The organism is Tamlana sedimenti (assembly GCF_038148895.1).
Taxonomy (GTDB): Bacteria; Bacteroidota; Bacteroidia; order Flavobacteriales; family Flavobacteriaceae; genus Tamlana.
Genome location: NZ_JBBVGQ010000002.1, coordinates 152,588 through 179,207, shown reverse-complemented (window position 1 = coordinate 179,207; position 26,620 = coordinate 152,588). Strand labels below are relative to the sequence as shown.

24 protein-coding genes and 1 tRNA gene are annotated in these 26,620 nt (G+C 36.2%); 16 read left to right on the top strand and 9 right to left on the bottom strand.

Annotated elements, in window-relative coordinates; all coding sequences use genetic code 11:
- Window positions 1–79: 79 nt before the first annotated feature.
- Entirely contained in the window at window positions 80–313 is a 234-nt protein-coding gene (locus WJN01_RS06850; protein WP_445196410.1) for a hypothetical protein, read from the top strand.
- A 1-nt stretch (window position 314) separates the two neighbouring features.
- Here the strand turns inward: WJN01_RS06850 and murA are convergent, their stop codons facing one another.
- The 3 genes from murA to WJN01_RS06835 all read right to left on the bottom strand — a co-directional run bounded on the left by murA (window position 315) and on the right by WJN01_RS06835 (window position 2,635).
- Window positions 315–1,625 (bottom strand): UDP-N-acetylglucosamine 1-carboxyvinyltransferase, encoded by a 1,311-nt coding sequence (gene murA, locus WJN01_RS06845; RefSeq protein WP_445196409.1) that lies wholly within the window; start codon window positions 1,623–1,625, stop codon window positions 315–317.
- Between the two features lie 5 nt (window positions 1,626–1,630).
- Complete coding sequence (locus WJN01_RS06840; protein WP_445196408.1) at window positions 1,631–2,275, bottom strand: DUF4290 domain-containing protein; 645 nt, start codon at window positions 2,273–2,275, stop codon at window positions 1,631–1,633.
- 66 nt (window positions 2,276–2,341) lie between these two features.
- On the bottom strand, window positions 2,342–2,635 hold the full coding sequence (locus WJN01_RS06835) for a DUF493 domain-containing protein (protein ID WP_445196407.1): 294 nt from the start codon (window positions 2,633–2,635) through the stop codon (window positions 2,342–2,344).
- 88 nt (window positions 2,636–2,723) lie between these two features.
- Between WJN01_RS06835 and WJN01_RS06830 the strand changes: the two genes are divergently transcribed.
- The 5 genes from WJN01_RS06830 (at window position 2,724) to WJN01_RS06810 (ending at window position 7,256) form a co-directional block, all read left to right on the top strand.
- Window positions 2,724–3,263: an AAA family ATPase gene (locus WJN01_RS06830; protein WP_445196406.1), complete on the top strand. Its 540-nt coding sequence runs from the start codon at window positions 2,724–2,726 to the stop codon at window positions 3,261–3,263.
- 1 nt (window position 3,264) lies between these two features.
- Window positions 3,265–5,169: a RecQ family ATP-dependent DNA helicase gene (locus WJN01_RS06825; RefSeq protein ID WP_445196405.1), complete on the top strand. Its 1,905-nt coding sequence runs from the start codon at window positions 3,265–3,267 to the stop codon at window positions 5,167–5,169.
- Window positions 5,166–6,113 carry a methionyl-tRNA formyltransferase gene (gene fmt, locus WJN01_RS06820; RefSeq protein WP_445196404.1) on the top strand — a complete coding sequence of 316 codons (948 nt, stop codon included), beginning with the start codon at window positions 5,166–5,168 and terminating at the stop codon, window positions 6,111–6,113. The genes WJN01_RS06825 and fmt overlap by 4 nt, the downstream gene beginning before the upstream one ends.
- Before the next feature lie 187 nt (window positions 6,114–6,300).
- Entirely contained in the window at window positions 6,301–6,573 is a 273-nt protein-coding gene (locus tag WJN01_RS06815) for an HU family DNA-binding protein (RefSeq protein ID WP_370479812.1), read from the top strand.
- A 122-nt stretch (window positions 6,574–6,695) separates the two neighbouring features.
- Window positions 6,696–7,256 (top strand): YqgE/AlgH family protein, encoded by a 561-nt coding sequence (locus tag WJN01_RS06810; RefSeq protein ID WP_445196403.1) that lies wholly within the window; start codon window positions 6,696–6,698, stop codon window positions 7,254–7,256.
- Here WJN01_RS06810 and WJN01_RS06805 read toward each other — a convergent pair.
- On the bottom strand, window positions 7,253–8,095 hold the full coding sequence (locus WJN01_RS06805; protein ID WP_445196402.1) for an aminotransferase class IV: 843 nt from the start codon (window positions 8,093–8,095) through the stop codon (window positions 7,253–7,255). The two genes, WJN01_RS06810 and WJN01_RS06805, sit on opposite strands and share 4 nt — an antisense overlap.
- Before the next feature lie 62 nt (window positions 8,096–8,157).
- Window positions 8,158–8,550, bottom strand: coding sequence for an START-like domain-containing protein (locus WJN01_RS06800; protein ID WP_445196401.1), 393 nt, complete (start codon window positions 8,548–8,550; stop codon window positions 8,158–8,160).
- 131 nt (window positions 8,551–8,681) lie between these two features.
- Between WJN01_RS06800 and WJN01_RS06795 the strand changes: the two genes are divergently transcribed.
- From WJN01_RS06795 to WJN01_RS06750, 10 genes are all read left to right on the top strand, one after another.
- Window positions 8,682–8,755, top strand: a tRNA-Met gene (locus WJN01_RS06795).
- A gap of 243 nt (window positions 8,756–8,998) precedes the next feature.
- Window positions 8,999–9,850, top strand: coding sequence for a helix-turn-helix domain-containing protein (locus WJN01_RS06790; RefSeq protein ID WP_445196400.1), 852 nt, complete (start codon window positions 8,999–9,001; stop codon window positions 9,848–9,850).
- 92 nt (window positions 9,851–9,942) lie between these two features.
- Window positions 9,943–10,335 (top strand): DUF5367 family protein, encoded by a 393-nt coding sequence (locus WJN01_RS06785; protein ID WP_445196399.1) that lies wholly within the window; start codon window positions 9,943–9,945, stop codon window positions 10,333–10,335.
- A complete protein-coding gene (locus WJN01_RS06780; RefSeq protein ID WP_445196398.1) occupies window positions 10,332–10,817 on the top strand; it encodes an anthrone oxygenase family protein in 486 nt (161 codons plus the stop codon). The genes WJN01_RS06785 and WJN01_RS06780 overlap by 4 nt, the downstream gene beginning before the upstream one ends.
- An 11-nt stretch (window positions 10,818–10,828) precedes the next feature.
- Window positions 10,829–11,671: an SDR family oxidoreductase gene (locus WJN01_RS06775; protein ID WP_445196397.1), complete on the top strand. Its 843-nt coding sequence runs from the start codon at window positions 10,829–10,831 to the stop codon at window positions 11,669–11,671.
- A gap of 165 nt (window positions 11,672–11,836) precedes the next feature.
- Window positions 11,837–12,769 carry a TolB family protein gene (locus WJN01_RS06770; RefSeq protein ID WP_445196396.1) on the top strand — a complete coding sequence of 311 codons (933 nt, stop codon included), beginning with the start codon at window positions 11,837–11,839 and terminating at the stop codon, window positions 12,767–12,769.
- Window positions 12,770–13,074: 305 nt separating this feature from the next.
- A complete protein-coding gene (locus WJN01_RS06765) occupies window positions 13,075–14,259 on the top strand; it encodes a glycoside hydrolase family 88/105 protein (RefSeq protein ID WP_445196395.1) in 1,185 nt (394 codons plus the stop codon).
- A 51-nt stretch (window positions 14,260–14,310) separates the two neighbouring features.
- Window positions 14,311–16,149, top strand: coding sequence for an NPCBM/NEW2 domain-containing protein (locus WJN01_RS06760; RefSeq protein ID WP_445196394.1), 1,839 nt, complete (start codon window positions 14,311–14,313; stop codon window positions 16,147–16,149).
- Between the two features lie 37 nt (window positions 16,150–16,186).
- Window positions 16,187–18,346 carry a glycoside hydrolase family 3 C-terminal domain-containing protein gene (locus WJN01_RS06755; RefSeq protein ID WP_445196393.1) on the top strand — a complete coding sequence of 720 codons (2,160 nt, stop codon included), beginning with the start codon at window positions 16,187–16,189 and terminating at the stop codon, window positions 18,344–18,346.
- A gap of 16 nt (window positions 18,347–18,362) precedes the next feature.
- Window positions 18,363–20,414 carry a DUF2264 domain-containing protein gene (locus WJN01_RS06750; RefSeq protein WP_445196392.1) on the top strand — a complete coding sequence of 684 codons (2,052 nt, stop codon included), beginning with the start codon at window positions 18,363–18,365 and terminating at the stop codon, window positions 20,412–20,414.
- Between the two features lie 74 nt (window positions 20,415–20,488).
- On the opposite strand, the gene WJN01_RS06745 is transcribed toward WJN01_RS06750, so the two are convergent.
- The 4 genes from WJN01_RS06745 to lacZ all read right to left on the bottom strand — a co-directional run bounded on the left by WJN01_RS06745 (window position 20,489) and on the right by lacZ (window position 26,598).
- On the bottom strand, window positions 20,489–21,172 hold the full coding sequence (locus WJN01_RS06745; protein ID WP_445196391.1) for a hypothetical protein: 684 nt from the start codon (window positions 21,170–21,172) through the stop codon (window positions 20,489–20,491).
- Window positions 21,173–21,199: 27 nt separating this feature from the next.
- Window positions 21,200–22,222, bottom strand: a complete 1,023-nt coding sequence (locus WJN01_RS06740; RefSeq protein WP_445196390.1) for a UDP-glucose--hexose-1-phosphate uridylyltransferase — start codon at window positions 22,220–22,222, stop codon at window positions 21,200–21,202.
- Between the two features lie 23 nt (window positions 22,223–22,245).
- Window positions 22,246–23,394, bottom strand: a complete 1,149-nt coding sequence (galK, locus tag WJN01_RS06735) for a galactokinase (RefSeq protein ID WP_445196389.1) — start codon at window positions 23,392–23,394, stop codon at window positions 22,246–22,248.
- Between the two features lie 105 nt (window positions 23,395–23,499).
- On the bottom strand, window positions 23,500–26,598 hold the full coding sequence (gene lacZ / locus WJN01_RS06730; protein WP_445196388.1) for a beta-galactosidase, LacZ type: 3,099 nt from the start codon (window positions 26,596–26,598) through the stop codon (window positions 23,500–23,502).
- Window positions 26,599–26,620: the final 22 nt, after the last annotated feature.

The following is a 26,620-nucleotide window of genomic DNA, read 5'->3' as shown; positions in this document are numbered from 1 at the left end:
AAATACGTAGATGTGCGTATTTGATTTGGTTATTTATAGCGTTATCTTTAAAATGTAAAAGTTTAAACAACAATATGTTATGATACGCTTACATTTAAATCCCTCAATAGTAAAGCATTTGAATTTTAATGAACAGGATAAAATGCTTGAAATAGAATTCAAACACCACATTAAAGTTGCAAAATACTTTAATATACCACTATCTATTTTGCACGACTACATTGAATCATTAAAAGAAGAATCTGCCGAACAAAGCAATGATGCTCATCAATCAAATTTAAAAATAGTCTATTCTAATTTTAAAGCTTCTTAAATTAGGCTATCCTTTCAATTTTTGCACCAATAGCCCGTAACCGTTCGTCAATATTTTCGTAGCCTCTATCAATCTGCTCAATATTTTGGATAGTTGACGTTCCTTTTGCTGAAAGTGCAGCAATAAGTAACGATACTCCCGCACGAATATCAGGTGATGTCATTGTTGTGGCTTTTAAAGTCGATTTAAAATCATGACCAATAACAGTTGCTCTGTGTGGATCACATAAAATAATTTTGGCTCCCATATCAATCAATTTATCCACGAAGAACAAACGGCTCTCAAACATTTTTTGATGAACCAACACGCTTCCACGTGCTTGAGTCGCAACAACAAGTATGATACTCAACAAATCTGGGGTAAACCCTGGCCACGGCGCATCTGCAATGGTTAAAATGGAGCCATCAATAAAACTTTGTATTTCGTAACCATCAGTATGGGCTGGAATATGAATATCGTCTCCTTGTTTTTCAACGGTAATGCCCAATTTTCTAAATGTTTCAGGAATCAATCCCAGATCATTCCAAGACACATTGGTAATTGTCAATTCACTTTTTGTCATGGCCGCAAGACCAATCCAGCTACCAATTTCAATCATATCGGGCAACATGGTATGCTCAGTCCCTCCCAAGCTATCAACACCATCAATAATCAACATATTGGAACCAACGCCACTAATCTTGGCCCCCATTCTATTCAGCATTTTACACAATTGCTGTAAATAAGGTTCACAAGCCGCGTTGTAAATGGTTGTTTGACCTTCAGCTAAAACAGCCGCCATCAAAATATTTGCCGTACCAGTAACTGAAGCTTCCTCAAGAAGCATATAGGTTCCTTTTAATTTTTTCGCTTCAACACCGTAGAACTGTTCTTCCCTACTGTAACCAAATTTTGCCCCAAGTTTTATTAATCCTTCAAAATGGGTGTCCAATCTTCTACGACCAATTTTATCCCCACCGGGCTTAGGAATGTAGCCTTTTCCAAAACGCGCCAATAAGGGTCCAACAATCATGATTGAGCCCCGCAAACCACGGCCATCAACCTTAAATTGATCGGACTCCAAATAACTTAAATTGACTTCATCAGCCTGAAAGGTATAACTGCCTCTTTTTAGTTTTTCAATCTTAACACCCAATTTTCTGAGCAACTCGATAAGTTTGTTGACATCAACAATATCTGGGATGTTGTGGATTGTTATTTTTTCAGAAGTAAGTAGTACAGCACATAAAATTTGTAATGCTTCATTTTTTGCACCTTGGGGTTGAATGCTCCCTTTTAATCGGTGGCCACCTTCAATTTTAAATGTTCCCATACCTGTTAGTAGCGCTTTCTTTTATTTGAACCTTTTTTGTGATGGTGCCCCCCTTTTTTGTTTCCTGAAAACTTATTTTTTGAACGCATTAAACTCGAAGCATCCGATAAATCTTCATCAGAATTTTTCAAATTTATTTTTCCTCCAGAAAGTTCAAACAAATGATCATAGATTACATCATCTTCAACGGTATCTTTGTTCCAATTCAAAAAACACTTTTTCATATGGTTGGCAATGGTATAAATCAAAGCCTCCTTTAAATCGCCATCTTCCCATGTGTTTGCCACGTCAATCATGGTTTTTATATTATTTCCGTAGAAACGATATTTTGGGTGGTTTTGCGGATAATTTAAGGGTTCTGGGCGCTCCTCAAAAAGCTCTTTGGTAGGCTTTTCAAAAGGAGAATCCACATCTAACTCAAAATTAGACATGATGAAAAGTTGGTCCCAAAGTTTATGCTGAAAGTCCGGCACATCCCTTAAATGCGGCTGCATGTTACCCATAACTGCAATTATGGCTTTTGCAACTTTATTACGTTCTTCCTTGCTTTCAATGGCTTTGGCGTAATTAATCATTTTCTGCATGTGGCGCCCATATTCGGGAATGATTAAATGTTCACGCTCTGTGTTATATTCTAGATTATCAATCAAAATAAAATGTGTAAAGATTAATGTTTTGCATGTAGTTTTTGTGCTTGGGCAAAATACAAAAAAATATTAAAGACTAATTACGCCTTCAATTTTTTCTGCAACTTCCTGATACTTTTCAATTACGCCTTCTGGATCTCTCATCAAAAGGTTTACCGAAATGCTTGTATAATTTCCATTTTTAGATTCGGTTGTATTAATTACCGCCCCCATATTATCAAAAATGGCTTCCAATTTTGCAATTTTAGCGACATCAGACTTCACTATAAATTTATATAAGTATTCTGCTGGCCAACTATTATTGGCATAGAGCTGAGATTTTAACTTTTCGTAGAATTCATCAGAATTTGAAGGTGCACCCATAGTCATTTTTTCTATTGCAAATATACGGTTTACTTTCCATTTTTTTTATAGAAGTTAAATTCCGAATTTTACAGCAAATATAGCTGATTTGAACACTGAAAAGATTGTTATTACTGGTGGGCCAGGAACAGGAAAATCGACATTAATCAACGATTTAATCAAAAAGGGGCACACCTGTCTTGAAGAAATTTCGCGACAAGTAACCTTAGATGCAAAAAAACAAGGTGTAGACCAATTGTTTTTAAGTAACCCATTGCTGTTTAGTGATATGCTTTTAAAAGGAAGACGGAAGCAGTTTGTCGATGCCGATATTTATAAAAATGAAACCATTTTTTTTGACCGGGGCATTCCAGATATTATTGCCTATATGGATTATATCGGTGACACCTACCCCGAAAGATTTATTGCCGCTTGTGATAACTTAAGATACCACCGAGTTTTTATCTTAAAACCTTGGCGAGATATTTACACGAGTGACAACGAACGATATGAAAATTTTGACCAAGCATTGCAAATCCACGAACATTTAGTAAACACTTACCAAAAATTTGGCTATAATTTGGTGGATGTGCCTTTTGATACTGTTGATAACCGAACAGATTTTATTCTGAAATCGCTAAACCTGTAAGATGGAGCACCCTTTGCAAATACTTGAGCGTTATTGGGGTTTCACCTCTTTTAGACCTTTACAGGAAGATATTATAAATGCCGTAATTTCTGGAGAAGACACCTTTGCACTCCTGCCCACGGGCGGTGGCAAATCGTTGTGTTTCCAGATTCCGGCTTTGGCAAAAAATGGCATTTGCATTGTCATTTCACCATTAATCGCATTGATGAAAGACCAAGTACAGGCTCTAAAAGATAAAGGCATTAAAGCTATGTCTATCACCAGCGGTATTAGTTATGACGAATTGGATACGCTTTTAGACAACTGTATTTACGGAAATTATAAGTTTTTATACTTATCACCGGAACGCTTGCAACAAGAATTGGTTCAAGATAGAATCCGACAGATGAATGTAAATTTAATTGCTGTTGATGAAGCGCATTGTATATCGCAATGGGGCAGCGATTTTAGGCCAGCTTACAAAAACATCGCCATATTAAGGCAGCTTCAAACAACAGTAAATGTTGTGGCGCTAACAGCTTCAGCCCGTCCAGAAGTTATTGCTGATACTATAAAAGAACTGGATTTTATTAACCCTAAAATATTCAAGCAGTCGTTTTTTAGGTCTAATTTGGCCTATATGGTTTTTCATGAAAATGATAAATACTACAGGCTGGAAAGCATTCTGAAAAAACATGAAAAGTCATCCATAGTATATGTTAGAAATAGAAAACTAACCATTGAACTTCGAGACTTTTTAAAATCCAAAAAAATCAGTGCCACCAATTACCACGGAGGACTTTCAAATGCCGAGAAAGAAACGAACATGACCTCGTGGCTTAATGACCAAAACCAGGTTATGGTAGCCACAAATGCCTTTGGAATGGGCATAGACAAACCAGATGTGAAAACCGTTGTTCATTTTAGTTTGCCCGAAAGTATTGAAAGCTATTATCAAGAAGCTGGTAGGGTTGGTCGAAACGGCGAAAAAGCCTTTGCTGTTATTTTAAAAAATAATAGTGATAAAGATTTAGTTAAAAACCAATTTTTGAGCGTTTTGCCTTCGGTTGATTTAGTAAAACAGGTCTACAGAAAACTGAGTACCTATTTTCAGATATCCTACGGAGAGGGCGAATACCAAACATTCGATTTTGATTTCAACACCTTTTGCAAAACCTATAATTTCAATAGCATATTATGCTACAATGCGTTGTTGATTTTAGATAGAAATAGCATCATCTCGCTTTCAAGGCAATTTCAAAACAAGGTAACTTTGCAGTTTCTTACTCCAAACAATACCCTTTTTAGATATTTGGATACCAATAAAGGCTTAGATATTCTTGTAAAGTCAATATTGAGAATGTACGGTGGCGTTTTTGATAACATCACCAAAATAGATTTAAGTAAGGTTGCCGAGAAAACCGGAATAAGTGAAGATAAAATTGTCAACACATTACAAAAACTGGAACATGACGAGATTATTACTTTAAACCTGGCTAAAACCGATGCGCAAATCACCTTTATTGAACCGCGTGAAGACGACAAAACCATCAACAGAATAGCCTCTATAATTGAGCAACAAAACACGTTAAAGCAACAACAAGTGGCTGCCATGCTAGATTATGTTGAAAATGATTCAATTTGCAAAAGTGAGCAACTATTGGCTTATTTTGGTGAAAAAGACACAAAACCTTGTGGCATTTGCTCGGTTTGTATTCAGTCAAAGCAAGTGGAAAAAAGCCAACCTAAAGTTTCCTTGAAAAACCAAATAATCCAATTATTGGAAAATGGAGACCAATCGTCACGAAGCATTTTAGAAAATACAAACTGCGATGAAACTGAATTAAAAACTGTTTTAAAATTGCTTTTAGAGCATCAAATTATTACCATTACACCAACAAACACATATAAACTAAGCCATTTATGAGGGATTTAAGAATCGTATTTATGGGCACTCCGGATTTTGCGGTAGCCACTTTAAAAGCTTTGGTTGAAAACAACCATAACATTGTTGGGGTGATCACTGCACCCGATAGACCGGCTGGGCGTGGTAGAAAACTCAACGAAAGTGCCGTAAAACAATATGCGAAGTCTAAAAATTTAACCATTTTACAACCAACCAATTTAAAAAACGAAGATTTCATTTCCGAACTGAAAGCATTACAGGCCAACCTTCAAATTGTGGTAGCGTTTAGAATGCTGCCCAAAGTGGTTTGGCGGATGCCAGAATATGGTACTTTTAATTTGCATGCCTCATTGTTGCCAAACTATCGGGGCGCAGCACCCATAAATTGGGCCATAATAAACGGTGAAAGCAAAACAGGGGTTTCAACCTTTTTTATTGATGAAGAAATAGACACCGGAGATATGATTCTTCAAGAAGAAATAGCCATTGAGCCAGATGAAAATGCTGGAAGCCTTCATGACAGATTGATGGAAATAGGTAGTAGATTGGTTTTAAAAACAGTTGCGCTTATTGAAAAAGGACATGTTGAAACCACTCCCCAAAAAGAAACTAAAAAAATTAAAACGGCTTACAAGCTCAATAGAAACAATTGTAAAATAGATTGGGGAAATTCACTGGAAAACATTTACAACCAAATACGTGGTCTAAGTCCATATCCTGGGGCGTGGTGTACATTAAAAAATGGAGATGACGAATTGGATATCAAAATTTACCAAGCTGAAAAAGCTTATACTAGCCATTCCTTAACAGTAGGTACCGTTGTATCTTCCAAAAACGAATTAAAGATTGCCGTAGGGAAAGGATACATAATAATTGATGAAATTAAGCTTCCAGGAAAACGGACGATGGATGTAAAATCATTATTAAACGGATATGCCTTTGAAGAAAATGCCAAAATGCTGTAAACCCTTGTTAACACTGATATTCTAAAAAACTCGATGAAATACCTTTCCTTTATTAACAAATGCTCCAAGTTATCAACAAAACTGCGCATTTCCCTTGCAGTTACTTGCATGGTTGCATAATCCGTATAAATTTGTAGAGGATTTAACAAAATGTTTAACCGATTTATTAATAATTAAATTTTATATTATGAACAAAACAGATTTAATCGACGCAATGGCGGAACACGCAGGAATTACTAAGGCAGCAGCAAAAAAAGCTTTAGAGTGCGCGCTAATTGAAATTGAAGGTGCTTTACAAAAAGGAAACAGAGTTTCTTTAGTAGGTTTTGGGTCTTGGTCAGTTTCTAAAAGATCAGCTAGAGAAGGAAGAAACCCTCAAACTGGTGAAACTATCAAAATTAAAGCTAAAAAAGTTGTAAAGTTTAAAGCAGGATCAGATTTATCTAATGCCGTAAACTAATTATTTACAGTTAAATAAAATAGAAAAAGCCTTCACAAACATGAAGGCTTTTTTTATATATGCATTAAACAGTTGCATTTTTAATAAATAAATATTAGATTTAGTTACTAATTCCTCACAATATGGTAACAATAAGACCAAAAAAAGGGAACTTACTAATCGCGGAACCTGCAATAATTGGAGACGTTTCATTCAACCGATCCATAGTTTTATTGGCAGATCATTCAGATGAAGGCTCCATAGGTTTTATCTTAAATAAACCCCTAGAATACAATATCAACGATTTAATACCAGAGGTAGAAGCCACTTTCAAGGTTTACAATGGCGGCCCTGTTGAACAGGATAATTTATATTTTATCCATAAAGTTCCACAGTTAATACCTAACAGTATTGAAATTTCATTGGGCATCTATTGGGGTGGAGATTTTACTAAGGTTGCAGAGCTTATAAAGAACGATACCATCAAGGAAAATGACATTAAGTTTTTCCTTGGTTATTCTGGTTGGGATTCTCATCAACTCGAAAATGAACTTAAAGCAAGTTCATGGGTGGTTACTGAGAATATCTACAAAAAAGATATCATAGAAAAGGATTATGAAACCTTTTGGAAAGAAAAAATGTTGGAACTTGGTGGCGAATACAGCATTTGGTCCAACGCCCCAGAAAACCCAAGTTATAACTAGTTCAACCTTATTTTAACCTTTAGCTTTTGAAGCAGTAATTTAGCTACTTCATTACCAAATTCTTTTTTTCTATACTTACTAACGGGTTGAATTCCACTAATAACATTAGTTATAAAAATTTCATCTGCTTTTTGAAGTTCAAAAGGCAAAACAGATTCTTCAACCAATTCATATTCTTGAAGCTCTTTTACTATGTTTAAAATTTGGGTTCGCATGACGCCCTTTAAACAGCCGTCACTTAAAGGAGGGGTTTTTATACTGTTACCTTTCACAATAAAAACGTTACCATTTAATGCTTCAACCACTTGCTTATTGGTATTCAACAACAAACAATTATTTAAACCATTTTCCTTGGCATAGATACTACCCACAACATTTAAGGCTTTATTATTGGTCTTTAATGTAGACAACAAACTTGGCGAAACATAGTGGTCTTTAAACAAATCAATCTCATAAAAGCCATCAGTTATTGAGTAAAAATCATCTTTTAAAAAACTGGTAGAAATAACAAAACTTACAGCGTTGGTTTCGGGAGTGTAGAGCCCACCTTCATTTCTATGGATTATTAATTTAACACGTGAGGATGAATTTAATAATGCATTGGCATTGAGAGTTTTAATGATTTGTTCCTCTAAGTATTCCATGGTAAAACTCATCGGTATTTCCATGCGCATAATGCGCATAGAGGCCATCAATCTAAAATAGTGGTCTTCCCAAAATAATATTTTTCCATTAACTACCTTTACAGTCTCAAAAAGGGCATCACCATAGGCATATCCCCTATTTTTGGTTGATAAAATAGTGTGCTCCCCTAAAAGTTCTCCGTTAAAATTTATCATAAAAAAATCCCGCTAAATTCAATTTTAAAACGGGACAAAGATAATTTAAAATATTATTTTGATTATGCCGAGCCAAGCACTTGTTTTAAACTGGATATTTGATTTTCCCAAAGCATTTTGGCCTCATCAATTTCATCTTCTTCAGCAAAATCAGTAACAATTAATGAAACGTCTTTTGTAATTTCATCAACTTGAATTCGAATTTCAAAATAGCAACTCAATTCATCTTCCTCATCGGCTAGCCATCTAAATTTCACACGCTCACCACTTTTTTTGTTCAATAGTTTGGCTTTCTCTTGGCTGCCATCCCAAATGAAGGTAAACATTTCACCGCGAGAGTTTACATTATCTGAAAACCATTCGGATAAACCTGAAGGCGTTGAAATATATTGATAGAGTAATTGAGGAGATGCATGTATTGGAAATTCTATATCAAATCTAATTTTATCGTCCATAAGCAATTTTGAAATTAATATTGCCCAATATATACATAAATTGATAAGAAAAACAATAATTTTAAAGAATATTTTCCCTGAGTTTGGTTTGCTCACAACAATATTGTTTTTATATTTGCAGCCTCAAATTAGGCGAGGTAGCTCAGCTGGTTAGAGCGTCGGATTCATAACCCGGAGGTCGGGGGATCGTGCCCCCCTCTCGCTACATAATTAAAGTATTTAAAAATTAACGGTTTAGATTTTCTCTGAGCCGTTTTTTTATGTCTTTAAACAAATTAAAGTTGCCAGACCTGGTTTTGGCTAACGCTTCTGCTCATTCATTCGGAAAATCCTAAAGCTTTTATTATCTTGGTTACATTATCGGAAAATCTTAACTGATTGACGGACAATGAAATCATGGACAAACACGCTGAAAACAATTAAACTAAATGGTTTAATACATAAATAAATGAATCGCGAAATAATTGATATCAACGATTTTACTATTTTATTGGAAGAAGCTTCAACGGATAAAGCTTTGGTAGATTCGTGCTATTTTGATGAACCGGTTATTGCCATTGCTTTTTACGGTGCAGGTGATGTTGGCCTTAAAGTTAAATATGGGAAAAAAACCAAAGAGTTTCATCACACCAAAGGCATGGTACTTTCATTTTATGCCGATGAACATGTTGCCTTTGAGCATCATGTTTCTGAACAAAAACCGTTACAATGTTTGGTAATCGCTACTACAATTAGAAATCTAGACAAGTTACCTAATGGTGAAGGTCAATTTCTAGAAAAATTTTTAACACAATTGGTATATCCAAAAGACCATTATGTAGAAGGTCCCGTATTCAACATGACCCCAGAAATGTTTCTATTGGTAGAACAGTTTTTTAGCAACACTTACCAAGGTGAAATTAAAATGATGTTCTATAAAAGCCATATGACTGCTTTGCTTTCTCATTATTTTGGTCAGTTGGCAAGTCAAAAGTCCAGTGAAATAGATACTTCTAATCTTGAAAAGATTTATCAAGCCCAAGAAATTTTGTTGTCTGATTTAGAAAATCCTCCTTCCTTAACAGAACTCGCCAATAAAATTGGCACCAATACCAATAAACTTAAAATAGAATTCAAAGCGCAGTTTGGTGTTCCTGTTTTTAAGTATCTTCAAAATGAACGCTTGAAAAAAGCCCACAACTTAATCAAGAATGAGCAAAAAACCATTCAAGAAGCTGCTTGGGCTGTTGGCTACGATAGTTTAGGCTCCTTCTCGAATGCCTTTGAAAAAAAGTTCGGCTACAGACCCAGCCAAGTGTAAAATTCTTTTCGAATAAATCATAATTCTTTCTGAATAAGCCGTTGGTTTACAGGCGCTATAGATTTGTATCATAATTAAAAAACCAAAAAATTATGATTAACAATAAACTATTTAGCATTACATGTGCCTTTTTAGTCTGGATTTTAGGCGTAAGCTTTTACTTAAGTTCGTTTTACCTTCCCATTTTGGAAAATCCAGAGCAACAAGCCAACATTGTATTGGTATTAGCCATCATTCCCAGTGCTTGTTTAGGAACTTATTTGTTCTACAGAAAAGGACAAATGAAACCCTCCGCATTGGCACTCATATTCGTGGTTACGGCGGCTTTATTGGATGTACTCATAACCGTTCCTGTATTCGTTATTCCTGCCGGTGGGAGTTATATAGAATTCTTTAAAGCCCCTATGTTCTACATCATTATGGTTGAGTTTTTCTTCATCGTATTGTATTTCGGAAATTATCAAACTAAAAAAATCAAAAAATGAAAACCATTATATTTTTCACCACCATTTTATTGAACGCACTTTCAGCAGGCTTTTTTTTCGCCTGGTCAGTTTCTGTAATCTTAGGAACAAAAAAAGTAGGTGATTTCAATTACTTGGAAACCATGCAAAACATCAATAGAGAAATCTTAAATCCTGTATTCTTTGTTGTGTTTTTTGGAAGCTTAATTGCATTGATTGTTAATACCTCCCTACAGTTTAACAACAAACCAGTATTTTGGTTGGTCTTGGCATCAACAATCGTCTACCTAGTTGGCACCTTTGGCGTTACAGCCCTTGGAAATGTGCCATTAAACAATGCATTAGAGGCATTGGACATTACTCAATTAAGCTCATTAGACCTAAGGGATTTCAGGACTTATTACGAAGGTTCATGGAACCATTACCATAACATAAGAACAATTTCAGGTATGATTTCATTCATCCTATTACTCATAGCAACATTTATTCAAAAATTATTTTAAAACGATTCATTATGAACACAAACATTTTAGTTATCGGAGGGACTGGTAAGACTGGTCGCCGAGTAGTAGAACAATTACAAAACAAAGGAATTCAACCAAGAATTGGCTCAAGAAGTGCAACACCAAGTTTCGATTGGAACAATAAAGACACTTGGGTAAAAGCCTTGGATGGCATAGAAAAAATGTATGTCACCTATTACCCAGACTTAGCCGTTCCTGGAGCTAAAGAAGCCATTGAAAGTTTAACCTATTTAGCCAAGGAATTGGGCGTAAAAAAAATCGTATTACTCTCTGGAAAAGGTGAAACCGAGGCAGAGGCTTGTGAAAAAATTGTAATGGAATCTGGAGTGGATTACACCATTGTAAGAGCCTCTTGGTTTAACCAAAATTGGAGCGAAAGCTTCTTTTTAGAGCCAATCCTTTCAGGTGAAGTTGCTTTACCAATGGCTGATGTTTTAATACCATTTGTAGATGCAAATGACATAGCCGAAGTAGCAGCTACCGTATTATTGGATGATACTTATAATGGAGAAATCGTAGAAGTAACGGGCCCTGAGCTAATCACTTTTAAAGACATAGTCAACACCATTGCAAAAGCCAGTAATACAACTTTAAATTTTTACGATATTACTTTGGAGCAGTATGTAGAAGGAATGGAACAAATGCAATTACCCAATGATGTTATTTGGTTAATCGAGTATTTATTCAGTCATGTATTGACCAATCCAAAAAATCAACAGATTACTGATGGCATTGAACAAGTATTAAAGCGAAAAGCAAAAACATTTTCAGAATATGCCGAAGAAACTGCAAAAACTGGTATTTGGAACCAAGTTGAAGCCAATCAAATATAACCAACACTGTATAAGAATTAGTTATTGGGCATTTACAAAAATCTACTTTTAGATTTTTTAAAAGTATATTGCTTTATGAAAAGTTTTGTAAATGCCCTCTACTGTTCCTACAAGCTTGCAACTATTCCTCAAATCATAGAATCAATTAAGTAATTCTGTAATAAAATGACATTCGAAAAAACCTTATGCTTTTTTACTTTTTCAATTCTCATCCTTACTTCGTGTGCGGAAAATGAAAAGTCAAATCTTACTTTGCTTGACAATCAAATACCGACCAATACCGCACTAGTTTTTGGGAAAGGTATTATTTCTACAAACAATTTTGAATTCGCAATTACTTTCAGCCCTGAAATGGACGAACTGTTTTTTACACGACGAAAACCAGATAAGGACAATGAAATTTATACCATGACTTTAGTTGATGGTAAATGGTCAAATCCTAAACCGGCTTTTTTCAAACCAAATAAAGGATGGGATTTTGAACCCCATATTGACCCCACAGGAAATAGACTCTATTTTGGAAGTACCAGACCACTTAACGATACAGTCAAAGCATCTGGATTACACCAATGGTATTGTAAAAAAAGTAAGCATGGCTGGGAACAACCAATTCCCTTAGAAAAACCTTTTATCGACAGGTCCATTATTATGTACCTAACCTCTTCAGAAAACGGGAATTTATACTTTACCACAGGGGAAAAAGGAGACAAACCTGAAGACTGGGTGATTTATAACTCAATAAATGAAAACGGTAAATACAACAGCATTAAAAGAATGGGAAATGCAATAAACTTCAATGGAAAATATATTGCCCATTCATATATTTCTCCAGATGAAAGTTACATCATTTATGATGCTAAAAGTGATTCAGGATATGGAGATAGCGATTTATACATCAGCTTCAACGAAAACGGCATTTGGACAGATGCCATAAATTTAGGACCTGAAGTAAACACAGACCAAACGGAAATGTGTCCCAGTTTATCACCTGATGGAAAGTATCTATTTTTTCATAGAGGTAGCAATGACCGTGGAGATATTTATTGGATAGATTTTAGCCTACTTAAAAAACGAATTGAAATCTTAAAGGTCGACTAAAAATAGAGTTTAAATGCAATTGATACTTTCCGTAAGCCTTCCAAAAATTTTATAATGCAACTCCTCTTAAAACAATTTTGAATACCAACAAAACCATTCAATTATTGGCAAATTATCACTAATTTTAACATATGGGCAAATATTGCCCTTTTTTCCACCAATTTGTACCCTACCCAATCTGTTATGATTATAGAAATTTGTGATGCACTTTTAAGTGTTAACTCAATTTTTTGAGAATTCATTTCTTATTTACCAACTAATTTTAAAATTATAAACTAAACACGATATTTGAACGAATCATAACCATGAATTTAAAGGCCAACCTTCTCTTTTATTACATTACTACAATTTCTTTTCTTTTTCTTAATTGCGGCTCAGCTTCTAAAACAAATTCTGTTGTCAGTGCAGAACAAACAAGGGATAATAGCCTAACTAATCAAAAAAAAGAAGATGTTCTTTCAATTATTGAAAAAGTCAATAGCCATTGGCAAAAAACGCATCCAGAGCCTGGCAATGCCTTTTGGCATGTTTCAGCTTATCACACAGGGAACATGGAAGCCTACAAAGTCACTAAAAATCAGGACTATTTAAATTATTCACTAGCTTGGGCCGAGCATAACAAATGGATTGGAGCAAAATCCGAAGACAAATCAAATTGGAAATACACTTACGGCGAAAGCGATGATTTTGTACTATTTGGCGATTGGCAAATATGCTTTCAAACATACATAGACCTTTACAACTTTACTGGAGCAAATGATGAAAACAAAATCGCCCGTGCCCTGGAAGTCATGGAATACCAAATGAGCACCAAAAAAAACGATTATTGGTGGTGGGTTGATGGTTTATATATGGTAATGCCAGTAATGACGAAACTATACAACGTTACAAGAAACGATCTGTACTTAAAAAAACTGGATGAATATTTAGGTTATGCCAATAGCATTATGTGGGATGATGACGCAAACCTTTATTATCGAGATGTAAAGTATGTTTATCCAAAGCACAAAAGTGTTAATGGTAAAAAGGATTTTTGGGCACGCGGTGATGGTTGGATATTTGCCGGATATGCCAAAATCATTCAAGATTTACCCAAATCTGAACAAAAAGAAAGATACATAGTCCGATTTAAAAAAATGGCCAAAGCATTAGCCAATGCCCAACAAGATGAAGGGTATTGGACACGGAGTATTTTAGACCCCGAGCATGCACCTGGCCCTGAAACAAGCGGAACGGCATTTTTCACCTTTGGCTTTTTGTGGGGCATAAACAATGGCATTTTGAACAAAGAAACATATTTACCCATAGTACAAAAATCCTGGAGTTATTTAACAGAAGTAGCTTTACAAGAAAATGGCTCGGTAGGATATGTACAGCCCATTGGGGAAAAAGCAATTCCAGGGCAAGTAGTAGATGTAAATTCAACTTCAGATTTTGGTGTTGGTGCATTTTTGTTGGCTGCCTCAGAAATGTATCGATCCTTAAATTAGAATATTCAATAATCAACATAACAACTAAACTGAAATCAAATAAACTTAAAAATGAAATTAATTAAACTTTTCAAATTAACGGCTATTGTGCTAGTTCTGGTAGCTTGTAACAATAGAAACGAAAAAACAAACTTTAAAGACTGGGCAAAAACGCCACCGATGGGTTGGAATAGTTGGGATTGTTTTGGACCTTCTGTTGTTGAGGATGAAGTGAAAGCCAATGCAGATTACATGGCGAAGCACCTAAAAGATTTTGGTTGGGAATATGTAGTTGTCGATATCCGTTGGTATGTTGAGAATCAAACAACAGGTCATTACAATGCCTATGATCAGTCAGATTTTGTAATAGATGAATATGGAAGGTATATGCCGTCTCCAAAACGGTTTCCTTCTGCAGCTAACGGTTCTGGGTTTAAACCACTGGCGGATTATATTCACAGCTTAGGATTAAAATTTGGCATCCATATTATGCGTGGAGTTCCAAAAGAAGCTGTTCTCAATAAATTGCCTATTAAAGGAACCGACAAAACTGCAGCAGATATTTACTCTACGGAATATGAATGTACTTGGCTTCAAGACAATTACACCGTTGTGAGAGAAAAACCAGGTGCACAGGAATATTACAACTCCATTTTCGATTTGTACGCCTCTTGGGGATTGGATTTTGTAAAGGTAGACGACCTTTCACGCCCATATCACACCAATGAGATTGAAATGATTCGTAAGGCCATTGACCAAACCGGGCGACCTATTGTTTTAAGCATGTCTCCCGGAGCAACGCCTATTGAAGAACATGCCCATGCAACAGCAAACGCAAACATGTGGCGCACCATCGATGATTTTTGGGACAACTGGTCTCAGCTAAATTATTCATTTGAAAAATGTGCAGAATGGGCGCCGTATATTTCCCAAGGCGCATGGCCAGATGCCGATATGCTTCCTTTGGGCAAATTTATAAGAGGTGAACGCGCTACAAACCGCTACACAAAATTCACTAAAGATGAGCAATATACTCTAATGACCTTGTGGACCATGTTCAAATCACCACTTATGTTTGGTGGTAATTTACCCGATAATGATGAGTTCACAAATTCATTATTGACCAACAAAGAAGTTTTAGAGGTTCATGGCAAGTCAATTAACAACAAGCAATGGTTTAATGAAAATGACCTTATTAGCTGGATCGCTGATGACCCAGATAGTAAGGATAAATTTGTTGCCGTATTCAATAGTGCAGGTGATGGTTTCATTACGACTAAAAACCTATTATACCGCAGTGGTACTGTATCTCATTTAACTGACGGATTTGGTGAAGATATCGATATTGAATTACCTAAAGAAAGTGAAGATTTATACCTAATTGTCAATGATGGAGGTGATGGCTATTCTTGGGACCACGCCAACTGGATTAACCCAACAGTACATTTGGCCGATGGAAAAACTATTAAACTTACCGATTTATCTTGGGAAAAAGCCTTTGCTGGTTGGGGTACTGTTGGTATTAACAAAAGTGTTTCTGGTGGTATTTTAAATATAAAAGGAATTGAATATGAAAATGGTATCGGTACCCATTCGCAATCCATCATCCATTATAAACTGCCACAAAACAGTGTGCGTTTTACGGCCTTTGCAGGGTTAGATATAGCAGGAACCAATGTTAAAGAAGGCACTACCGTTGAGTTTATGGTTTCAACCGAAGACCCAACACCCTCAAACGAAGAACCAACTGCAATTCCCGTTGATTTAGAGGTTCTAGGTTTTTCCAATAAATGTGTTATCCGCGATTTATGGAATAAAGAAGATATGGGAACTTTTTCTGGGACAGAGTTTGCTCCGGTGATAAACTATCACGGAGCAGGGTTATATCGAATATCACCCCTTTCAGAATAATTTTCAATTAAAACAACAAACAAATAAAAAATAAAAAATGAAAACTAAACTATTAACACTTCTATTACTAACGTTTGCCGCTGGTTTCTCGCAAAATTCAGATATTGAAATTCAGATGAAGCAAAAGGCTGAATCTTATATTTCCAAAATGACTCTTGAGGAAAAGACCAAGCAATTAATGAATGCGGCTCCAGGCATTGAGCATCTTGGAATCAAACCATACGATTATTGGAATGAGGCCTTACACGGCGTGGCTAGAAATGGTAGAGCTACTGTATTTCCTATGCCCATTGGTTTAGGCGCCACTTTTGACACTAAATTGGTTCAACAAATAGGTGATATTATTGCTACAGAAGGGCGGGCAAAATTTAATGCTGCTCAAAAAATTAACAACTATAGTATTTATGCAGGATTGACCTTTTGGTCCCCTAACGTGAATATTTTTAGGGACCCCAGATGGGGCCGTGGACAAGAAACCTACGGAGAAGACCCATTTTTGAGTGGGGAAATCGGGACAGCGTTTGTAAAAGGCCTCCAAGGCGAAGATCCATTTTTCTTGAAATCGGCCGCTTGTGCCAAACATTATGCTGTGCACTCAGGACCTGAAGAGTTGCGTCACGAATTCAACGTAAATCCATCTAAACGAGATTTGTATGAAACTTATCTTCCTGCATTCGAAAAATTGGTTACCGAAGGCCATGTTGAAGGCGTTATGGGCGCTTACAATGCCGTTTATGGAGAAAGTGCATCGGGAAGCCCTTTCCTTTTAAAAGAAACACTACGTGAAAAATGGGGGTTTGATGGCTATATAGTATCCGATTGCGGAGCCGTTGCCGATATTTTTACAGGCCATAAAATAGCTAAAAGCATGGCAGAAGCTTCGGCCATAGCCATTAAAAGTGGCTTGAATCTGAATTGTGGATGGGCTTTTAATGACTTGGGAAAAGCCGTTGAAGGAGGATTGTTAACTGAAAAAGATTTAGACGAAGCATTGATGCCATTGATGATGACCAGATTAAAGCTTGGAATTTTAACTGATGCTGATGAATCACCATATAGTGACATTTCTGGCTCAGTAATAGCTTCAAAAGAACACGCCTTAGTTGCCCAAGAAGCTGCCGAAAAAAGTATGGTACTTTTAAAAAATGATGGCACGCTTCCTCTTAACAAGAACGTTAAAAACATGTATGTTATTGGCCCACATGCTACAGATGTATTCTCCATGATGGGTAATTATTTTGGACTTTCAAATAGCTACAGTACCTATTTAGAGGGTATTGTTGATAAGGTAAGCGACGGAACCAGTATTAACTACAAATTAGGTTTTTTACCTTATATGAAAAGCGTGAATTCTATGGATTGGGCCTTAGGTGAAGCCCGAAGTGCCCAAGTTTGTATTGTGGTAATGGGAATTTCAGGTGCTTTAGAAGGTGAAGAAGGTGATGCCATTGCTTCGGCCCATAGAGGGGATAAAGAAGACATTAAATTACCAGAGCATCAAATGGAGTTTTTAAGAAATGTAACTAAAGACAATAACAACAAAGTGGTTGTGGTGCTTACAGGAGGTAGCCCTATTGATGTTAAGGAGATTTCTGAACTTGCAGACGCGGTGGTTATGGCATGGTATCCTGGACAAGGTGGAGGTTATGCTTTGGGCGATTTGTTGTTTGGCGATTCAAACTTTTCAGGAAGACTGCCAATAACGTTTCCTGTGAGCGTAGAAAAACTTCCAGGTTTTGAAGATTATACCATGAATGGTCGTACCTACAAGTACATGGAAGACAATATCATGTATCCATTTGGCTATGGACTTACTTATAGTGAAGTTACTTATGCCAATGCTAAAATATTAAACAAAAGATTTAAAGGTAAGGAAACTTTAAAAGTAGAAGTCAGTTTAACTAACAGTAGTGATATGCCTGTTGAAGAAGTGGTTCAAGTTTATGTATCCACGCCAGCTTCAGGCAAAGGATTTGCTTTATCTAGTCTTGTCGATTTCAAAAGAGTAAAAATTGCAGCCAATGAAACAAAAACTGTTACTTTTAACATGTCACCTGAACTCTTAAAAACCATTCAAGAGGATGGTTCCTCAAAATTATTAAAAGGTGAATATACACTTACTGTTTCAGGAGCTGCACCGGGTAAACGAACTGAAGAACTAAATGTTCCTGGCACTGCATTGAAATTTAAGCTATAAGCTAAACTCAACTTTTATGACGGATAAGGTTAAAATTTCATTTTTAAAACTAATTGGATTTATGGGTAGATTACTGCCCATAATCTTTTTTGTTTCTTCGCTATATGCCCAAGAACAAACAAAAAATGGGCAAGTTTTTAAAATTAAAAATCCAGATTATAAGCTAAGTCCATACACAGGTATGACCAAGCAACATTGGAAAGATGCCGCCATGTATTTGTTAGAAGGTGCTTTTAGCTACATCAATACTTTGGACGACCCGATGAAATTCCCAAAGCAACCAGGGAAAAGTTATCCACATGATGAAGGTAGAGTGCCTACCGAAAAATTAGAGGGCCTTTGTAGAACGCTTTTTGTTGCCGCTCCTCTTTTAAAGGAACAGCCAAATTTGGTTATCAACCACATAAACGTAGCCGAATATTATCGATACCAAATTGGAAAATTAATTGATTCTGAAAGCGAATCTTATATTGTTCCTCGTGCGAAAAACGAAGGTCCAAGTCAAAATCTGGTGGAATTTGGAGCCTTGGCTGTGTCTATGCTCATTGCTCCAGAAATTTTATGGGAACCACTGCCCCAATCGCAAAAAGATGCTTTGGCTAAAACTATGATAAGTTACGGCGATGGTCCAACGGTAGACTCCAATTGGAAGTTTTTCAACATTTTTGTGTTGAGTTTTTTCAAGGAACATGGTTATTCGGTTAACGAAAAATTACTGGTTGAGTATCTGGAAAAATCCTTAACCCACTACCGTGGCCAAGGGTGGTACAACGATAGTCCCGCCTACGACTACTACAGCATGTGGGCTTTCCAAATGTACGGCATGGTTTGGTCTGAATATTTTGGAAACAAGTATTATCCTGAAATTTCCCAAAAGTTTAAAAACAACTTTAGCGATTTAAAATACAACTACCCCTATCTCTTTAGTGAAGATGGTAAAATGATTATGTACGGAAGGAGCATCAGCTATCGTATTGGCTCCATTATTCCATTTCCTTTGATGGGTTTTGAGGAAAACAAAAAAGACATCAACTTTGGTTGGATGCGCCGCATTTCATCTGGCGTTATCACACAATTTTTTACACACCCCGATTTTATGAAAGACCACGTCCCTACTCTCGGGTTTTATGGCGCCTTTGAGCCTGCTGTGCAAGTTTACAGCTGCCGCGGAAGCGTGTACTGGATGGGTAAGGCATTTTTAGGATTGTTGGTTCCAGATGACAATCCGTTTTGGACGGCAAAAGAAAACAATGGCGCTTGGGACACAGATTTTAAAAAAGACCAAGTTTACAACAATTACCAAGAGGCTTCAGAAATCCTTATAACCGATTATCCAAATATTGGGGCTTCCGAAATACGTGCATGGTGCCATGAAAAAGTGAAGGACGATTGGCAAAAATTCCGCTCAACCGAAAATTACAACCGACTGTCATACAACAGCGCATTTCCGTGGCAAGCCGATGGCGATAATGGTGAAGTGGCAATGAATTATGTGATAAAAAACAAAAATAATACATGGGAAGCTTTCAGATTATACGATTTTAAAAAATTCGAAAATGGGATTTATTACAGAGATGTTACACTTGAAACCGATGAAAACATTAAATTTCATTTAGCCGATATCCCATTAGCCAATGGTATTCTAAGAGTAGATAAAAATGCAAGTGATAAACTTATTGAAATGCGTTTAGGGCATTATGCTTTACCACAATTAGATAAAAATATTATAACTACGAAACAAAAAATTAAAGACCACGAGGTTACCATAATCGACAATGGCAAATACCAATTGGCTATGGTGCCTTTGTTGGGATGGGATAATACCGAAGTGGGTGAAACCAAAAACCTTCACCCTGAAAGCGCCGAAAGCAAAGTTATAAATGTTGTTAAAAATGAATCATCAAATTCATCCAAATCAAAAACCTATGCCTCTTTAATGCTTTGGAAAAAATCTGGTGAAAAGTGGACGAACAAAGAACTGATACCCATTAAAAACCTGAAAGTTCTTAATAATGGAGACATCAGTTTTAAGATAAAAGGTTCAGGAATTAGAAGGGTGAGTTATTAATTTACCATTGCTGATAACACTTACTTGAACTACTTATTATTTATTTAGATGTTAAAAAAATTCGAAGAATAGGGTTAATTGATCATTAATTTGTAATCGTGCAATTTCTTTATTTGTGAATTAAGCTTAAACTTATTTACAACATCAAGCAGTTCATTCCTTGAAATGTTCTCTAATTTTTTAACCCAAGCATCATAATTCCCTATCCATTTTTCAAAATGTTCCATATCCCAAACTTTACGGCCTGTTTCTATGCACTGCATTATTTGATTCGACAAATTTTCATCATCAGAATATTTTGCCACTAAATATTTAAATTCCAACAAACGAGCTTCGCCCGCCGAGGTTTGTGCCTGCTTAGATGAATCCTTATAGAAATCTAAATAATTAAAAAACGTATTGATACTTACATTTTGTCCAAGAGGCAAAAACCGTTCCTTTATTTGTGAAGAAGCCTCTTTTATTAGACTAGTGTCATAATATCCTATATTGAAACCTCGACCATCAGAATGAGTTAAACTACTGTAAATATTAGGTGTACTAATCCTTCTTTTAAAATCTGATTCAAGTTTATTCTTTATAATTCCAGTATTCCAAAAGGAAGACACTACCATATAAGGTCTATATTCGTCTCCATATGATAATTTTACCAACTCAATTCCAACAATCATAGGCCCTAAAATTTCAAAAAACTTATTACTCCCAGTTGGACAAAGGTTGGGGAAAGCCTTCAACCATTCTTCTTTAACATGTTTCATATTTAATGTTAGCAGGGACGGGTTGTTTTACAATAAAGCCCTTATCAATTTAACGGCACTTTCAGCAGTAATATCTCGCTGTGGTGAACCAAACATTTCGTAACCTACCATAAATTTCTTTACTGTGGCACTTCTTAGCAATGGCGGATAAAAACTCATGTGCCAATGCCAATGTTTATTTTCATTGCCATCTGTTGGTGATTGGTGAATTCCGCTGGAATATGGAAATGATGTATTAAACAACTTGTCGTAAGCCTTAGTAATTACAGAAATAGCTTCTGCATATTGCATGGCCTCAGCATCGTTCATTTCCAAAATATTGGTTTGGTGCTTTTTAGGAACAATCATAGTTTCAAAAGGCCATACCGCCCAAAACGGAATTAAAACTACAAAACTGTCATTCTCAAAAATAATGCGCTCCTGCTTTTCCAGTTCCTGCTTTAGATAATCCCCCAAAAGACTACTCTTATTTTTAATGTAATAGTTTAACTGTTGCGTGTTCTTTTTATCAACTTCATTCGGCAATGTAGACTGGCTCCAGATTTGTCCGTGCGGATGCGGATTGCTACACCCCATTACTGCTCCTTTGTTTTCAAAAATCTGAACGTAATTGATGTTTGGTTTGTCGCCAAGTTCTTTGTATTCCTTTTGCCAAGTAGAAACGACTTTTTTAATATTCTTCGGTTCCATATCGGCCAAACTTTTTGAATGGTCTGGGCTAAAACAAACCACTTTACAGATTCCCGTTTCGCTTTGCGCAATCAATAATCCATCGTTAACCTCAAAAGTTTTAGAGTCACTTTGAAGTGCTGCAAAATCGTTGGTAAACACAAATACATCTTCGTATTTTGGGTTAACCTCGCCGTTAATTCTGGTGTTACCGGCACACAAATAACAGGTTTCATCGTAAGACGGACGTACTTCGTTGGATACCGCTTCATTTTGCCCTTGCCATGGTCGTTTGGCTCTATGTGGTGAAACCAAAACCCATTCGCCAGTTAGTATATTAAATCGCTTATGTGAATAATCCTGTAAATCTGTATTTTCCATGATGGATTTTAATTTTTGGTTGGTTAATTAACGGTATGTGTACCTTGTGAAAGTTGGATAAAATATACCGAACAATCCTTGTTGAACTGATTTCGATATGCTTTTGAGGCAGCATCTGCAAATGCCTTGGCTTCCGTTTTTGATACTAGGTTAATGGTACAGCCACCAAAACCACCGCCCATCATTCTGGCGCCCAATACCTCTTGGTTTGATTTGGCCAAATCAACAAGAAAATCCAATTCATCGCAGCTTACCTTGTATTGATTGGACAAACCATCATGCGAAGCATAAATCAGTTGCCCCAAGGTTTCCAAATCATTTTCCTCTATCGCTTTTGAAGCTTTAACGGCCCTATCATTTTCTTGAATCACGTAGAGTGCCTTTTGGTAGTTTTCTGGAGTGACCTTATCTTTTACAGCTAATAAATCACTTTCAGTGGCATCCCGTAAAGCTTTGATATTCAACAATCCTGCAATGTTTTCGCATGCCGAACGTCGGTCATTATAGGCACTATCAGATAGGCTGTGCTTTACGTTGGTGTTGATAAGCATCAATTGGTGGTCCTTAAAATCGATTTCATAGGGTCTGGATTCCACAGTTCTGCAATCCAAAAGCAACGCATTATTTTCAATACCGAACATGCTGGCATATTGGTCCATAATACCGCAATTTACGCCCACGTAATTATGTTCCGCCTTTTGCGAAATCAATATCATATCGTGTTTTGAAAGGCCCAGATTAAAAAGTTCATTCAAACCAAAAACCACACTATTTTCTAAAGCTGCAGAAGACGACATGCCGGAACCTGCAGGAATATCGCCGGCAAACATGATATTAAAATTGCCCACAACTTTGTTTCTGTTTTGAATTTCTGCAACCACACCAAATACGTAGTTTTCCCAGCTTCCTTCTTTAGAAGGTTTTAGTTTATCCAGATTAAATTCCACTGTACTCTCAAAATCTAAAGCGTGGGCCGTTGATTTTCCAGAATCACTTTTTTCGATGGCCGCAGCAATTCCTTTATCTACCGCTGCTGGAAAAACAAACCCATCGTTGTAATCGGTATGCTCGCCTATAATATTTATCCTTCCGGGTGAAAAAACAAGAATGGGTTCCTTTTTATATAATTCGAGAAATCGGGACTTTACCTGTTGTACTAATTCTGTATTCATTTAGTTTAAGTTGGAAATAAAATTCAATTATAAATATATGCAAAGATAGAAGCAAAATTCTTGAAAATTAAATAATGACCATGCTAATCCAGTACAAATTTTTTACTAAAATAGTCTTAAAATATAACTAAACGAATACTGCTTATCCTCTAAACGGTATTGTTTGTGCGGATAGGCTCCCCAACTATTATCCCCACCAACACCACGTTGTTTTAAATCAATATGAAGATATATTTTATCCTTTTCAACAATAATATCTGTGGGGTGTGTTTGAGCTTTGTTTTCTCCCCCATCTAAAGCTTCAGTGCTCATATTTAATGCACTAAACCCCAATGGCTGTTCGCCAACAATTTTTAAACCTTCGTTGTTTAGGTTTTTTAGTTTTAACCAACGTACGTCTGTTTTATAACCAGCTTCTTGAGGTCTTATATACTCCCAAGTAAATTGATTTTCAACATCATCGTTATAAATTCCAACAAAAGATGCCGTGTTTCTATCGGAATAATTTTCCCAAGGACCTCTTCCATAATAGGTCAATCCATCAAAACTACCATCTAAAATCATGCGCATACCAAATCTTGGCATTTCAGGTAACTCTTTGGAAGTCATATCAATACTGGCTGTTATTTTTATTGAGCCATCGTTTTGAATCAAATAGTCAACGGTATATGGAACATCCAATTCTGAAATGACAAACTCCACTTTAATAGGTATACCAGTATCTGTTTTCTTTCCTACAGTAACTTTTTCAACCGTTAAGTTATTATGTGCATTTTTCCAAACACCTAATCTTTTTGGCATTTCATTGCCATAATCATTGTCTGTGGGCGCTCTCCAAAAATAAGGTTCTGGAAAATTCTCAATAGTTTCCTCTTCGCCTTTGGCCATAAACTTTTGTAATTTACCTGTGGCTATATTAAACTCCCCTTCAACCAAATCATTTGAAAATAAAAGAATGTCTTTTTTTACTTTGAAGGCAATATTTCCCTCTATATTGGCTTTTGAAACAAAATAATTACCTGAGTCAAGATTCAATTGCTCTCTGGCTACTTCATGGTTTTCGGGAATAGTTTCAGTCGCATGTTTTGTGTAGGCATAAACATCAAGGAAATATTCCTTATCACCCTCCAAAACTGGCAAATTTAATTTAACTCCTTTTGTTTCATTTGGCGCTACTTTAACTTCAAAAGCTTCTTCTCCAACTACTTTTCCGTTCGCTTTTAAAACCCATTTGAAGTTATAATTATCTAGGTTGGTAAAATTGTAGTGATTGGTTATTTCCAGGTTATCATCATTTAGTAAAAAAGAAATATCCTGATACACCTTTTTAACCTCATAAAGTGCCGGATGGGGAGTTCTATCTGCCGATACCAAACCATTGGCACAAAAGTTTTGGTCATGCTGTAGGCTTTCACCTCCTAAATCACCACCATAAGCCCAAAACATTTTACCATCCGGTGTTTCAGCTTTTAAACCCTGATCTACCCAGTCCCAAATAAAGCCACCTTGCATCTTTTTGTTCATTTTCATGATATTAAAATACTCTTGAAAATTACCATTACTGTTGCCCATAGCATGAGAATACTCACACATGATAAAAGGACGTGGATCATCACCGTTAGCATAATCTTTCATATGATCAATGCCAGGATACATAGGATCTACAATATCTGTATTCGGATTTTGACCAGCCTGTTCAAACTGTACAAAACGGGTTTTATCTCGTTCTTTCAACCATTTATAACCATCATAAAACACAGGCCCGTTTCCACATTCGTTACCCATAGACCAAATAATAATCGAAGTATGGTTTTTATTTTGCTCTAACATGCGTTTCATTCTATCCATATGTGCCGGTGCCCACTCTGGCAAATAAGCCGGATGTTTACCTTTATCGAACCAAGATTGCCATTCGGCACCCATATCATGGGTTTCAATATTGGCTTCATCTACCACGTACATACCCAATTCATCACACAAGGTGTATAAGTAAGGGTCGTGCGGATAATGACTCATTCTAATCCCATTAATGTTGTTTTGCTTCATTATTTTGATATCCTCCAACATCGTTTCCCTATCAGGAGTATGCCCCTTTGTACCGTGGTGTTCATGAAGATTTACACCATTGACCATCAATGGCTGTCCGTTTACCATAAGTTGGGAATCCTTGATTTCAACTTTTCTGAATCCTATTTTTTTGGAAACAACCTGAGTTCCTTTTTTATCCGATAGTGTTAAAACCAAACGATAGAGATTGGGCGTTTCTGCACTCCATTTTGAGACATTATTTACTGTTGAAGCGAAATTAATTTTTGCATCGGAAGATTTAATTTTCTTTTCTTCTGAATAAACCACATTTCCATTCTCATCAAAAAGTTTTATAGAAGCAACTTGCTTTTTTGGAGATTTTCCTTCAAATTTTCTTAAATCTACATTAACATTGAAAACACCATTTGTATAGGTATCATCTAGACTGGCGGTTGCAAAAAAGTCCCAAATTGTTTTTTTTGGAGCAACCTGCAAATACACATCACGCTCCAAACCGCTTAATCGCCAAAAATCTTGGTCTTCAAGGTAGCTTCCATCGTGCCAACGGAAAACTTGTACAGCAAGCAAATTTTCGTCATTTTTCAAAAATGGGGTTATGTTAAATTCGGCAGCAGTTTTTGACGCTTTGGTCATTCCAACCTCGTTACCATTCAGGAATACACGGGCATATCCAGAAATGGAGCCAAAATTTAAAAACACTTCACTTCCATCCCAATCAGTTGGAACCGTAAATGTACGTCTATAACTACCAACAGGGTTATAATTGCCATCAATAAAAGGCGGATTTTTAGGAAAAGGGTAAACGATATTGGTGTAAATTGGAATATCATAACCTTGCATTTCCCAGTTTGCAGGCACTTCAATGGTTTTCCAGTTTGAAACATCTAAATCTGACTTATAAAAATCCATTGGTCTTTCTTCAGGATTCTTAACAATATGGAATTGCCAAGTGCCATTTAAACTTTTGTAATATTTTGAATTTTGAGGTGTATCTGTAAGCGCAGATTCCTCATCATCATATAACACAAAAGAGGACCTTCCTGCTTCTTTGTTACGATCAATTATTTGTGGATTTTCCCATTCATTTGTTTCTTTCTGCGAATTCCCTAGCACAGTAAAAAGCAATAATACCAATGTTAATTTTAGATGTTTCATGTAATATTTAATAATGCCCGTT